Genomic DNA, 13,221 nt, shown 5'->3' with positions numbered 1-13,221 from the left:
CGGGCCGTCGCGAAGCGCCAGAATCAGCAGATGGACCGGGTACTGGCTGGGATCGCCGCACTACCGCCGTTGGTCGTGCTGACCCTGGTGTTCCTGCTGCCCGCGCTGGAGTCCTCGACGCTGCTGGGGCTGCTCATACCCGGTGAAACCGTCGTACTGGTCGGCGGCGTGGTGGCTCACCTCAGTGGGCTGCCGCTGTGGGCGGTGATCGTTGCCGCGGCCGTCGGGGCGTGCCTCGGCGACCAGGTCGGCTACCTGCTGGGTCGTCGGTACGGGCCCGGGGTGCTGGCCCACGCGCCGGCCGTGCTCCGTCGTCGCCTCGACCTGGACCGGGCCCGACGCCTGGTCGCCGAGCGAGGAGCGATCGCGGTGGTGATCGGCCGGTGGGTGGCGGTGCTGCGGGTGCTGGTGCCGCTGGTGTCCGGTGCCAGCGGCATGCGGCGCAGCACGTTCGGCTGGGCCAACGTCACCGGCGGGCTGCTCTGGGCGGTGGCGGTGGCGACGCTCGGCTACCTCGGCTCGGCCTCCTACCGCTACCTGGAGCGGGAACTGGGCATCGGCACGTACACACTGCTCGCCGTGATCGTGGTGCTCGCCCTGCTGGCGTTCTGGCGGCACCGCCGGCGGGCGCACTGACCGACGCCGCCGACCGTCGGGGCGGGCGGGCTCACCAGAGCGTGGACCAGTAGTCCCAGAACCGGACGAGGATGGCCAACATGATCAGCACGTACCAGGCGACCAGGATGAGGCTGTGGTAACCGGCCAGACCGGAGAGCCGGGCCAGCGGGGATGACGGCGCGACCGCGCCGAGGTTGCGCAGGCTGGTGTAGAGGAAGATCGCGATGGTGACGACCCAGACCACCATGCAGTACGGGCACAGCGCCGAGATCACGTAGAGGCTCTGGTAGATGAGCCAGTGCACGAAGACCACGCCGAAGGTTGCCCCGGCCTGGAGCCCGAGCCAGCACCAGCCGGGCAGTCGTACCCGGGCGAGCAGCAGGACGCCGAGGGTGGTGACCACCGCGAAGCCGGCGATGCCGAGCAGCGGGTTGGGGATCCCGAAGGCGGCGGCCTGCGGCGTGGTCATCACCGAGCCGCAGGACAGGATCGGGTTGATGCTGCACGTCGGCACGTAGTCGGCGTCGGCCAGCAGGTTGATCTTCTCGACGGTGAGGGTGCCCGCGGCGAGCAGGCCGATGCCGCCGCCGACGGCCAGCACCCAGGCGGTGACCCGGGCGACGAACCCGGCGTGCGGCGACGTCGCCTCCGCGCGGCGTGCGACGGTGGCGCTCATTGGGCAAGCGCGGCGTCGATGGCGGCGATCATGTCCGACTGGGTACGGACCTCGGTCAGCTGCCGGCCGTTGAGGAAGAACGTCGGGGTGCCCCGTACCCCGGCGGTCTCGCCGTCGGCCCGGTCAGCGGCCACCCGCTGCGCGGTGGCCGGTGCGTCGAGGTCCTGCCGGAAGCGGTCCACGTCCAGGCCCAGCTCGCGTGCGTACCCGACGAACCGGTCGGTCTGCGGCGTGCTCTGGTGTCCCCACTGCGCCTGGTTCTCGAACAGCACGGCGTACATCTCGAGGAACCGGCCCTGGTCGGCGGCGGCCTGCGCGGCACGGGCCGCGAGGTCGGCGTTGGGGTGGCTGGGAATCGGGAAGTAACGCACCACGAAGGTGATCCGGTCCTGGTAGGTGTCCAGGATCTCCTTGACCGCCGGGTAGACGGCGCCGCACGCCTCGCACTCGAAGTCGAGGAACTCCACCAGGGTGACCTTGCCGTCGGTCGCCGTACTGAGCCGGTGGCTGTCGTCACGGACCAGCACGGCCGGGTCGACCGGCGCACCGCTGGCGACGGGTCGGCCGGTGTTCCGGTTGACGGCGATCACACCGATCATGGCGAGAATGACCACCAGGATCATCGCCAGGGTCAGTCGGGTGTTTCTCGTCATGCCGTGCCAACCTTCCGTGCGGGTGCGCCCATGCTGGCCGGGTTTCCTGTCAGCTTCCTGAAAGCCGGCGCATTCAGCCCCGTACCGCGAGTTCGGAGCCCGTCAGGGCATCACCAGTGCGCGCCGTGACACACGCCGTCGGCGCCCTGCGGCTCCACCTGAAGCGTGGCGTGGTCGATCTCGAAGCGGTCGTGCAGGATCTGCCGGGCGGTGCTCAGCACCTGGCCCAGATCCGCTCCGGCCGCCAGGGTCAGGTGCGCCGAGGCCACCTCCATGCCCGAGGTCAGCGTCCACACGTGCAGGTCGTGCACGTCGGCGACGCCGGGCACGCCGTGCAGCCCGGCCCGTACCTCGGTGATGTCCACGTGTGGCGGGGCGGCCTGCACGAGTACCCGCAGGGCAGCCCGGCCCAGCTTGTAGGTGCGGGGCAGGATGAACACGCCCACCGCCACGGCGATGATCGGGTCGGCGTACCACCAGTCGGTCAACGCGATCACCACGGCGGCGACGATCACGCCGACCGAGGCGAGCAGGTCGCCGAGGACCTCCAGGTACGCCCCGCGCACGTTCAGGCTCTCCTTAGAGCCGGAGCGCAGCAGCAGGAACGCCACGACGTTGGCGACCAGACCCGCCACGGCAACGGCCAGCATCGGGCCGACCAGCACCTCCGGTGGTTCGTCGAACCGGCGTACCGCCTCCACCACCACGTAGACGGCGACCCCGAACAGCAGCACCGCGTTCGCCAGCGCCGCCAGGACCTCCATCCGGTACAGGCCGAAGGTGCGTTGACCGTCGCGCGACGCCTTGCTGGCCGCCGTGATCGCGGCGAGTGCCATGCCGATGCCGAGCACGTCGGTGAACATATGCCCGGCGTCCGACAGCAGCGCCAGGGAGCCGGTCGCCCACGCCCCGATCGCCTCCACCACCATGAACACGGCCAGCAGGGCGAAGGCTGCCCACAACCGCCCCCGGTGCTTCTCTCCCGCGCGCAACGCCTGCTGCCCGTGGTCGTGCCCGGCACCCATCCTGTGCCCTCCCCGCCTCAGCCGTCGCCGAACAACATATGCGGACATTGCAATAAGTGCAACCATGGCCTCCGGCTGAAGAGGTCACCGACGGCGATCACTCGACCCGTCAGGCGAGGCGATCACCAGAGGCGTGCCGCGTCACCGGGCCCGCAGGTTCGCCCGCACGGCCCCCAGGATGACGCCCGGGGTGGCCAACGAACTCGGGTGCTCGCGCATGGACACCACCTCGTTGAACCGTCGGGCGGTGGCGACGTCCGTGACGGTGGCGGTGACGATCTGCCGGCTGACCCAGCTGGAGAGCCGGTAGGCACGCGGATACGGGCCGTCGACGTGCGGCAGGGCCAGATCCGCCGACGTCGACAGTGACCAGGCGGCGTCGACCACGACCTGTTGCAGCGCGAGGAACTCCCGGGCCGGCAGCCGGAGATCCGGCCCGGGGCGCAGGTACGTCGACAGGCAGGCGGCGTGCAGGGCCGCCGCCGTGATGCCCTGCCCGTACACCGGGTTGAACGACGCGACCGCGTCACCGACCGGGACCAGCCCGGCGGGAAAACGACTCAGGGTGTGGAAGTCCCGCCGCCGACTGTCGGCGTGGCGGTAGGTCTGCACGTCGCCGAGCAGTTCACTGTCGGCGACCTCGTGGAACTCCGGTGGGAACTGCTCGCGCAGCCGGCGGACGAAGTCCTCAGGGGTACGGCCCGGACGGTTGTCCGCGTAGCCGGCCATCATCGCCATCCACCGGCCGTCCTCGATCGCGAAGAACGCCGCGCCAGCCACGTCCGACGACATCCGCGGGCTGTTCAGCGCCAGGACGACCGTGTGTTGCGGGTTCTCCTCCCGACGTCGGAACAACGCGGTGGCGTAGTTGAGGTGGACGTTCATCCGCCGCGTCTCGGGCCGCTCCCACCCCGCCTGCTCCAGCCAGTCGGAGAGTCGGCTGGATCGACCCATGGCGTCCACCACGAGATCCGCGTTCTCCACACCGGGCGCTCCACCGATGTCGTAGCGGACCCCGGTGGCGACGGCACCGTCGACGACGAGACCGGTGGCGCGGGCGGTGATCGTCTTGACGTTGGGCAGTCGCAGCACCTGCTGGCGGATCAGTCCCTCCAGCAGCGGCCGGCTGCCGGCCAGGCTGTCGGCGTCGTCAGGTACGACGACCTTCAGCCGCCCGTCGAGGTAGTTGCGGCGGGCCGAAGGTGGCGCCTCGACCGCGCCCCGGGCCAGGGCCTGCTCCCGGAATCCGGGAAAGAGCCGCTCAAGCTGAAGGAAGCCGCCGGGCAGCAGGGCGTGCAGTTGCGTCCCCTGCGGAACGCCGGGCCGATGACCCGGCACGTGCAGGTCGTCCCGGTCGATGACGACGACGCTCTCCGCGTGGTCGGCCAACACCCGCGCGGCCAACAGACCGGCGATACTGCCGCCGACCACGACGGCCTTGTGGAAGAACGGCGACGGCTGGTCGGGAGGCTGCACCGCGTTCAACGCGGTGAAGACCTGAGCCGGAGAGAGGGGCATGTGCTCTCCAAGGGGTACGAGGTGTGGCGCCTTTCCCCGCATGCCTGCCGTGGTGCGTGGCAGCGACAGACCGGCGGGACCGGGCGGTCGGCATGACGCTCAACGATCGTTGCACAGGCAGGGCACGCCGCCCGAGGCATCGCTGAGTGTCCACGTCACGACAGTCGGCCACCTCAGGTGGCAGTCGCACCGCTCGGTGAGGTGCTGGCCCGGGAGCCCACGCGGTTCACCAGGTAGCCGAAGGCCGCTGCGGTGAAGAACATGACAACGCCGTAGACGGCCGCCGGGATCGCCATCTGGCTGCTGTTGAGCAGCGCCGGACTAAGCGCGATCGTGATGGCCAGCGTGCTGTTGTGGATGCCGATCTCGAAGCCGGCCGCCTTGGCCGCACCGTGGTCGATCCCGGCCAGCCGGGGCACGCCGTATCCGATCGCCAGGCTCAACAGGTTGAACGCGAGCACGGCAAGGCCGACCGAGACGAAGTAGTCGGCCAGGTTGTCCCGCTCACCGATCACGGCACCGGCGATCACCGCGACGAGCACGACGACGGACAGGATCCGCACCGGACGGTTCAGGCGCTCGGCGATGCGCGGCAGCCAGGCTCGGACCAGCATGCCGATGGCGACCGGGACGAGCACGATGGCGAAGACCTGGAGCACCTTGTCGAACTGGAGGCCGATGCTGCGTGCGTCACCGAGGAAGTACGCGGCCGAGAGGTTGACCACGATCGGCAGGGTGAACACGGCGAGCACCGAGTTGATGGCGGTCAGCGTGATGTTGAGGGCCACATGCCCGCCGAAGAGGTGACTGTAGAGGTTGGCCGTGGTGCCGCCGGGCGATGCTGCCAGCAGCATCATCCCGACGGCCAGTTCCGGCGGCAGGTCGAAGGCGATCACCAGGCCGAGGCAGAGCACCGGCAGCAGCAGCACCTGGCAGGCCAGTGCGATCACGGCGGCCTTCGGATGTTGGGCCACCCGGCGGAAGTCGGCGACGGTCAGGCCGAGACCCAGACCGAGCATGATGACGCCGAGGGCGATGGGTAGTCCGATCAAGGTCAGGGCAGAGTCCATGACACAACATCGTTACCACCCGGTAACGCATTCACCATCATCCTTGTGGCTGGATACGGCGAAATTCGTCAGGACCATCGCTCGCAGGTGAGCGTCAACTCCTCCGGCACGCTGCTGGTCGCCGCCAACAGGCCGAACGTCGTCGATCCACCCGACGCCAGGACGCGGTTGTACTCGGCGTGCCGCGCCGTCACCCCGGTCGCTGCCGTCTCCACCACGGCGTTCCAGACCGACTGGACCCGTTCGTCACCGGACCAGTTCCACCGCACCCGCCAGCCGTTGAGCTGGGCATCGCCGGTGTTGCGGACGGTGACCGTGGCGACGAAGCCGCTGCCCCATCCGGTGTCGATGGTGGCGGTCGCGCTGCACGGCGGTTGCGACCCGGTCCGCGCCGGCCCGCCCAGGATGTACCGGTCCCGCACTCCCTCGGCGTCACTGAGCCGGAACCAGTACTCGGTGTCCGGAGTCAACCCGCCGATGGTGACCGTGCCCGAGCGCTCCGGTCCGGAGGTGCCCTCGGCCACCGGATCCTGCCACTGGACGGCGTCCTCGCGACTGCCGAACAGGAAGAAGGTGATCGGCGGGTCATAACCGCACGGCGGCACGACGAACGCGCTGTAGGTGATGGTCAAGGTGGTGGCGGTCGTCCCGGTCACCATGGCGTTGATCGGCAGCACCGGCGGGCAGACCGGGGTCTGCGACGGCGACGGCGTGGGTGTTGCCGTGGGCGAGGTCTGCGCGATGGCGGGCGCACCGAGCCCGGCAGCCAGGGTCAGGGTCGCGGTGGCCAGCACCACGCCGAACGTGCGTTTCATCCGTACCTCCTGGGGCGGCCACCGCCTCGCGGCGACCGATGGTTCCTGCTGGAGGAGGACGGCCCGGCACGGGATTTCCCGTGCGTCCCCTTGCCCTGTAACGAATCGCGCGGCTCCAAACGCGATCACGGCCAAGTCTTTCAGTCGACACTTGTCGATACAACGGCTGTCGTGACGAAGATCCAGGGCCCGACCGGAGGCGGCCGTCGACCGAACGGGCCTTGTGCCGGCGGCCCGATCGCCGGATCAGGGCAACAGGACGACGTGCAGGGTGCGCGGCCCGTGCACACCCTCGACCCGGTTGAGTTCGATGTCGCTGGTGGCCGACGGGCCGCTGATCCAGGTCAGCGGTCGTTGCGGGGTGAGCCGGGCGAGCGCCTCGGGCACGGTGGCCACCACCTGGTCGGCCCGCAGCACGCACACGTGCCGGTCGGGCAGCAGGCTGATGACGCGCCGGCCCTGGTCGGGCGAGCCGTCGAGGACGACCGTGCCGGTTTCGGCGACCGCGACCGCCGCGGCGGTGACGACGGCGTCCGCCGCGGCTATCTGTCCATTGTCGAGGCCGTCGTCGGGCCGGACGGTCACCGTCGGCGGCAACCACGCGGACGGCAGCCCCGGCGGTACGACGACGGTGGCTCCCGCCGGCAGGATCGCGGCGATCGTGTCGGCGATGGCGTCCTCGCTCACCCGGTGCACCTGGGCCCGGTAGTCGATCAGCCGCTCGATCAACCGATCCAGGTCGAGCGGGCCCGTGCGCCGGTAGTCGCGCGGCACCTCGACGGGGGTGACCGGGCCACCGGCCGCGAGGGCGGCACGCAACCGGCCGAGGAGCAGGTCCCGGGAACTCATCGCTGAGCCCACCACTGCCGGAACGTCTGCCTCGGCGGGTCGGGCAGGTCACGACTGGCGGTCCAGCCGTCCAGGGGTGGCGGCAGCGCGCGCCCGCGCCGCCCGGCGAGCCGGCTCAGCCGTACCGCCTGCTGCGCCGCCTCGTACAGCCGGGGGTGGTCCATCGCGTACGCGGCCGCCGCCATCGCCGCCGCCTCGGTACGCGGGTGCGGCGCCTGATCGCGCAGTTGCACCAGCAGTTCGGGGATGTTGATTTTCACCGGGCAGGCGTCGTAGCAGGCGCCACAGAGCGACGAGGCGTACGGCAGCGAGGCGTTGTCGGCGACCCCGGTCAGTTGCGGGGACAGCACCGCCCCGATCGGCCCCGGATAGACCGACCCGTAGGCGTGCCCGCCGGTGCGCTCGTACACCGGGCACACGTTCAGGCAGGCCGAGCAGCGGATGCAGTGCAGCGCCTGCCGACCTGTCGGGTCGGCCAGTGCGGCGCTGCGTCCGTTGTCCAACAGCACCAGGTGGAACGCCTGTGGCCCGTCACCGGGGGTGACGCCCGTCCACATCGAGGTGTACGGGTTCATCCGCTCCCCGGTCGAGGCCCGGGGCAGCAGTTGCAGGAACACCTCCAGGTCCCGCCAGGTCGGCACCACCTTCTCGATGCCCATCACGGTGATCAGCGTGTCCGGCAGGGTGAGGCACATCCGTCCGTTGCCCTCGGACTCGACCACCGCGAGGGTGCCGGTCTCCGCCACGGCGAAGTTGGCCCCGGAGACGGCCACCTTCGTGGTGAGGAACGTCTGCCGCAGGTAGCTGCGGGCGGCTGCGGCGAGCGCGGCCGGCTCGTCGGTCAACCCGGGATCCACGCCGGGCATGGCCCGTAGGAAGATCTCCCGGATCTCGGCCCGGTTGCGGTGGATGGCCGGGACCAGGATGTGGCTCGGCCGGTCGTCACCGAGTTGGACGATGAGCTCGGCCAGGTCGGTTTCCACCGGCTCGATCCCGGCGGCGGCCAGGGCCTCGTTGAGCCCGATCTCCTGGGTGGCCATCGACTTGACCTTGATCACCCGGTCGCTGCCGGTGCCGCGTACCAGGTCGGTGACGATGCGGTTGGCCTCGTTGGCGTCGGCGGCCCAGTGCACCACTGCACCGGCCTCGGTCGCCCGTGCTTCGAGCTGCTCCAGCAGTTCCGGCAGCCGGGCCATGACGTCGGTCTTGATCGCCCGGCCGGCCTCGCGCAGTTGCTGCCAGTCCGGCACCTCGGCGATCACCCCGGCCGACCTGGCCCGGATGGTCGCCGTGGCATGCCCGAGGTTGCGACGCAGTTGCGGGTCGGCGAGGCTGCGCCGCGCCGCGCTCGGGAACGGTTCCGTGCCGCGCAGGTGTCCCACGCCGGGCGGTGCGGTCGCCGGCATGCCGAGGAAGGCCCGGGTCACGGCCGCGCCGCCGTCCGCCCGCGCGCACCGGTGGTCTCGCTGCGCTCGGTGGCGGCCAGGATCTCGGCGAGGTGCACCGTGCGGACCCCGGTACGCAGCCGGGACAGGCCCCCGCCGAGGTGCATCAGGCACGAGGAGTCGCTCGCGGTGCAGACGTCCGCTCCGGTGGACAGCACGTGACGCATCTTGTCGGCCAGCATCGCCGTCGAGGTGTCCGCGTTCTTCACCGCGAAGGTCCCCCCGAAGCCACAGCACTGCTCGGCGGCCGGCAGCTCGACCAGGTCCAGACCGCGCACCGCGCGCAGCAGTCGCAGCGGCCGGTCCCCCACCCGCAGCATCCGCAACGAGTGGCAGGTCGGGTGGTAGGTGACCCGATGCGGGTAGTAGGCGCCCACGTCGGTCATCCCGAGCACGTCGACCAGGAGTTCCGACAGCTCGTACGTCCGCGTCGCCAGGTCCTCGGCCCGACCGGCCAGCCGGACGTCCCCCGCTCGCCGGGCCACCAGCGGGTGCTGATGCCGCACCGACCCCACGCACGAACCAGACGGAGCCACGATCACGTCGTACGGGTCGAAGGTCCGCACGTGCCGGCGGATCAACGGCAGCGCGTCGCGCTGGTAGCCGGTGTTGACGTGCATCTGCCCGCAGCAGGTCTGCTCCGCCGGGAAGACCACCTCGTGACCGAGCCGCTCCAGCAGCCGCACCGTGGCCTTTGCCGCCTCGGGGAACAGGGTGTCGGCCAGGCAGGTCACGAACAGCGCGATGCGCACTTCCACCTCCCCCGCCGGGCATCCGGCGATGCGACGGCCCGGCCGGCCGCGCGGTCACCTGAGTGTGCCGCAACGAGCCGCTGCGGGGCGACCGGTTCCGTGTCGACGGCGCCGCTGCCGTCCGACCCGACTATTGACCGCAGACGATGATCCGCCTAGCTTCATCGATCAGGAAGGTCTCTTTACTGATTTTCTGTCATCCCTCGTGGGAGTGCTTATGCGACCGTTCCGCCACCGCCGCCTCACCGCCCTCGTCGCCCTGACCACCCTGCTGGTCACCGCCGCCCCGCCGAGCACCGCCGGCGCGGGTGGCAAGCGCCACGCCGGCTACCACCGGGTCGGCTACTTCACCCAGTGGGGCATCTACGGCCGGGCGTTCCCGGTGAAGAAGCTCGACACTTCGGGTGCGGCCAGCCGCCTCACCCACATCAACTACGCCTTCGGCAACGTCAGCGAAGACGGTCGCTGCTTCGTGGACGGTGGGCCGGGCGAGGGCGACGCCTGGGCCGACTACCAGCGGCCCGTCCCGGCCGATGAGAGCGTCGACGGTGTCGCCGACGCCTGGGGCGAGCCGCTCAACGGCAACTTCGGCCAGTTGGCCAAGCTCAAGGCGAGGCACCCCGACCTCAAGGTGATGATCTCGCTGGGCGGTTGGAGCTGGTCGACGTACTTCTCGAACGCCGCCCGCACCGACGCGAGCCGCAAGGCGTTCGTGGCGTCCTGCATCGACCTCTACCTCAAGGGCAACCTGCCGATCACCGACGGCGGCAGCGGCGGGCCGGGTGCCGCCGCCGGAGTCTTCGACGGCATCGACCTCGACTGGGAGTGGCCGAACTGGCCTGGCGAGCCGGGCAACGTGATCCGCCCGGAGGACCGGGAGAACTTCACCAAGCTGCTCGCCGAGTTCCGCCGGCAACTGGACGCCCACGGCCGCACGACCCGCAAGCACCACCCGCTCACCACGTTCCTGCCGGCCAACCCGGCGACCATGGACGCCGGCTACGAGGGTCGCAAGATCTTCAAGTACCTGGACTTCGCCACGGTGCAGGGCTACGACTTCCACGGCACCTGGGAGACGGTGACCAACCAGCAGTCGGCGCTGCGGGTGCCGCGCGGCACACCGGACAATCCGGACTTCTCCGTCGAGGTGGCCGTCGACGGTTGGCTCGCCCGAGGCGCACCACGGGCCAAGTTGGTCCTCGGCATCCCCTACTACGGTCAGGGCTGGACCGGCGTCACCGGCGGCGGAAACGGCCTGTTCCAGCCCGCCACCGGCCCCGCACCGGCCACCCACGCCGCCGGCTACGAGGACTACAAGCAGCTGAAGACGCTGACCGGCAAGGGTTTCACCGTCCACCGGGACCTCCGCGCCGGGCACGCCTGGCTGTTCGACGGTACGACCTTCTGGACGTACGACGACCCGGCCGTGGTGCTCCAGAAGACGCTGTACATCCGGCGGACCGGCCTGGGCGGAGCGATGATCTGGTCGCTCGACGGCGACGACGACAACGCCACCCTGACCAGGACGATCGACCTCGGGTTGACGACCCGGTAGCCACCACCGGGGGTCAGCCGGCGCTGCCGGCTGGCCTCGGGTTCCGGCTACCATCGCCCGATGGATCTTCGAGGAACGATCAGCCCTGATCGCCCGCTGCTCGTACTGGCCCTCGCGGAGGAGGCCACCCACCTCGATGCGCGCCTGCCGGTGCTGCTCACCGGCATGGGCAAGGTCAACGCCGCAGCTGCCGTCGCGGCGGCCCTGGCCCGGACGCCGCTGCCGTCGGCGGTGGTCAACCTCGGGACCGCCGGGGCACTGCACCCCGGCTGGGCCGGCACCCACGAGGTCGGCAGCGTCCTGCAACACGACCTGGACACCGAGTTCCTCCACCGGCTGACCGGTCAGACCTTCGGGGCGCCGCTGACCCTCGGCGACGGTCCGGTGCTCGCCACCGGCGACCAGTTCATCGCCGACGACGAAGCCCGCACCGCGTTGGCCGCCCGCGCTCATCTGGTGGACATGGAGGGCTACGCGATCGCCTCGGCCGCCCAGCGATTCGGGGTACCGGTCCGGCTGATCAAACAGGTCAGCGACGAGGCCGGTGCCGGGGCGATGCGCACCTGGCAGGAGTCGGTGGATCACTGCGCCCGGCTGCTCGCCGGCTGGGTCCGCGACCACCTCTGAGCCGGCAGCCACGGGCCCGGTCAGCCCGCCATGCAGCTGGCCTGATTGCCGCCTGCGCGCTTGGCCGCGTACATCGCACTGTCGGCGTGACTGAGGGCCTGGTCCAGACGGTACGCGGGGCCGCAGGCGACGCCGACGCTGACCTGCGCCCGCCAGGCGGTCAGGCCGGCGACCGCCTCCACAGTCCGCTGCGCCACCAGCCGGGCTAGCGTGGCGTCCGCGCCCGGCAGGATGGCGACGAACTCGTCGCCACCCAACCGCGCCACGAAGTCGCCCTGCCGGACGCTCGTCGTCAGCAGCTGCGCCACCGCCCGCAGCACGTCGTCGCCGGTAGAGTGACCCAGCGAATCGTTGATGTGCTTGAACCGGTCGATGTCCACGGCCAGCACCGCCACCGGATGGTCCGCGGCATCGGGACCGGCCAGGTCGGCGAGAAACCTGTCGAGACCGCGCCGGTTCGCCACGCCGGTGAGGGGGTCGGTCTGCGCCGCCCGCTCGGCCTGCTCGTGTTGCCAGCGCAGGGCGTCGTACGCCTGCATCGTCATCGCGGTGTGCAGCCAACGATGCCGTTGTCGCCAGAGCAGTTCGGCGAGAGCGTCACCGTAGGTGAGCCCGGGCCGGGCGTCGGCCGAGCCGGTCACCGCCAGCAACACCGCATGGGTGCGGTGCACCGCCGCCGAGATCAGCCAGTCGGTGTCGGGTGACAGCAGGGCCACGGCCTCCTCGATGACGCGCAGCGCCTGCTCGGGTCGCCCGGAGCGGCGCAGCGCGACGGCGTGGAAGGGCCGGCACAGCAGTATCTCCTGGTGTTGCTCGGGCAGGCCGTGGATCCGCAACAGGTCGGTGTAGTGGGGGATGTCGGCAGCCGCACCGGCGGGATCCTCGCGGTCGGCGCGGGCACACGCCGCGTACAGCAGGGCCGAGAGCCGCCACACCTCCGCCTTGGGTCCGGACGCCTCGGCCACCGCCCGCGTCGCGTACTCCTCGGCGGCGGTGGTGTGCCGTTCCGCCTCGGTGACCTGGCCGACCTGGTACAGCTCCAAGGCCCACATCAGGTTGAGTTCGGCGAGGTTGCACAGCCACATCGCGCGGTTGCCGTTGTCCGGATAGGACGCCTGCCGGGTCGTCTGGTAGGCCGCCTCGAACTGGGGTGCGGCCAACTCGTAGAGGCGTAGCTGGGCGTAGCCGATCGCGATCCCGGTGTGCGCGTTGCCCGTGATCACCGGGTTGGGTTCGTCGGCCAGCAGGGCGGTCTCCGCACTGACGAGATCACGTAGCACCGCTTCGATGTCGTACTCGGCGATGTCCTGACCGCCGAGGCGAAGCCGCCGGGTCGCGCGCAGCGACAGCGCACAGGAACGCCATCCGGCGCTGCCTTCACGATCGGCGGCGGCCAGCATCAGGTCGGCGGCGTCGATCGCGGCCCGCAGATCACCCAGCCGGGTCAATGCCACGACGCGGGCGAAGTGCATCGCCGCCGGACCGCCGCTGATCTCGCCGGTGGATTCGCGAAGCGCCGACTCTGCGGCGGTCAACACCTGCGCCGCGGCGCCGGCCTGCGCCTCCTCAAGGAGGCGGAGCGCCCCGAGGGTCACCTCGTCCATGCGGCCTCCGCACC

13 protein-coding genes are annotated in these 13,221 nt (G+C 70.8%); 3 read left to right on the top strand and 10 right to left on the bottom strand.

All coding sequences use genetic code 11. The features are described 5' to 3' along the window. Positions 1-30: 30 nt before the first annotated feature. A complete protein-coding gene (locus AB0M35_RS12545) occupies positions 31-636 on the top strand; it encodes a DedA family protein (RefSeq protein ID WP_363744614.1) in 606 nt (201 codons plus the stop codon). Between the two features lie 31 nt (positions 637-667). Here the strand turns inward: AB0M35_RS12545 and AB0M35_RS12540 are convergent, their stop codons facing one another. The 9 genes from AB0M35_RS12540 to AB0M35_RS12500 all read right to left on the bottom strand — a co-directional run bounded on the left by AB0M35_RS12540 (position 668) and on the right by AB0M35_RS12500 (position 9,421). Next, positions 668-1,294, bottom strand: a complete 627-nt coding sequence (locus AB0M35_RS12540) for a vitamin K epoxide reductase family protein (protein ID WP_363744612.1) — start codon at positions 1,292-1,294, stop codon at positions 668-670. Continuing rightward, positions 1,291-1,947 carry a thioredoxin domain-containing protein gene (locus AB0M35_RS12535; RefSeq protein ID WP_363744610.1) on the bottom strand — a complete coding sequence of 219 codons (657 nt, stop codon included), beginning with the start codon at positions 1,945-1,947 and terminating at the stop codon, positions 1,291-1,293. Before AB0M35_RS12535 ends, AB0M35_RS12540 begins: the two co-directional genes overlap by 4 nt. Positions 1,948-2,057: 110 nt before the next feature. Next, the gene (locus tag AB0M35_RS12530; protein ID WP_363744608.1) at positions 2,058-2,972 is read right to left on the bottom strand and encodes a cation diffusion facilitator family transporter; all 915 of its coding nucleotides are present in this window, start codon (positions 2,970-2,972) and stop codon (positions 2,058-2,060) included. A 141-nt stretch (positions 2,973-3,113) separates the two neighbouring features. After that, positions 3,114-4,490, bottom strand: coding sequence for an FAD-dependent oxidoreductase (locus tag AB0M35_RS12525; RefSeq protein WP_363744606.1), 1,377 nt, complete (start codon positions 4,488-4,490; stop codon positions 3,114-3,116). 173 nt (positions 4,491-4,663) lie between these two features. Next, positions 4,664-5,560: a bile acid:sodium symporter family protein gene (locus tag AB0M35_RS12520; RefSeq protein WP_363744604.1), complete on the bottom strand. Its 897-nt coding sequence runs from the start codon at positions 5,558-5,560 to the stop codon at positions 4,664-4,666. A gap of 68 nt (positions 5,561-5,628) precedes the next feature. Then, positions 5,629-6,375, bottom strand: a complete 747-nt coding sequence (locus AB0M35_RS12515) for a cellulose binding domain-containing protein (RefSeq protein ID WP_363744603.1) — start codon at positions 6,373-6,375, stop codon at positions 5,629-5,631. 246 nt (positions 6,376-6,621) lie between these two features. Next, positions 6,622-7,224, bottom strand: coding sequence for an LUD domain-containing protein (locus AB0M35_RS12510; RefSeq protein WP_363744601.1), 603 nt, complete (start codon positions 7,222-7,224; stop codon positions 6,622-6,624). Next, a complete protein-coding gene (locus AB0M35_RS12505; protein ID WP_363745193.1) occupies positions 7,221-8,630 on the bottom strand; it encodes a lactate utilization protein B in 1,410 nt (469 codons plus the stop codon). Before AB0M35_RS12505 ends, AB0M35_RS12510 begins: the two co-directional genes overlap by 4 nt. A gap of 17 nt (positions 8,631-8,647) precedes the next feature. Continuing rightward, entirely contained in the window at positions 8,648-9,421 is a 774-nt protein-coding gene (locus AB0M35_RS12500) for a (Fe-S)-binding protein (protein ID WP_363744599.1), read from the bottom strand. 217 nt (positions 9,422-9,638) lie between these two features. Between AB0M35_RS12500 and AB0M35_RS12495 the strand changes: the two genes are divergently transcribed. Continuing rightward, positions 9,639-10,976: a glycoside hydrolase family 18 protein gene (locus tag AB0M35_RS12495; protein WP_363744597.1), complete on the top strand. Its 1,338-nt coding sequence runs from the start codon at positions 9,639-9,641 to the stop codon at positions 10,974-10,976. Positions 10,977-11,036: 60 nt separating this feature from the next. After that, a complete protein-coding gene (locus AB0M35_RS12490) occupies positions 11,037-11,603 on the top strand; it encodes a nucleosidase (RefSeq protein WP_363744595.1) in 567 nt (188 codons plus the stop codon). 20 nt (positions 11,604-11,623) lie between these two features. Here the strand turns inward: AB0M35_RS12490 and AB0M35_RS12485 are convergent, their stop codons facing one another. Continuing rightward, the gene (locus AB0M35_RS12485; protein WP_363744593.1) at positions 11,624-13,207 is read right to left on the bottom strand and encodes a GGDEF domain-containing protein; all 1,584 of its coding nucleotides are present in this window, start codon (positions 13,205-13,207) and stop codon (positions 11,624-11,626) included. Between the last annotated feature and the right edge of the window lie 14 nt (positions 13,208-13,221).

The sequence above is a fragment of the Micromonospora sp. NPDC051196 genome, from assembly GCF_040682415.1.
Classification (GTDB): domain Bacteria; phylum Actinomycetota; class Actinomycetes; order Mycobacteriales; family Micromonosporaceae; genus Micromonospora.
This window is presented reverse-complemented; position numbering and strand designations above follow the sequence as displayed.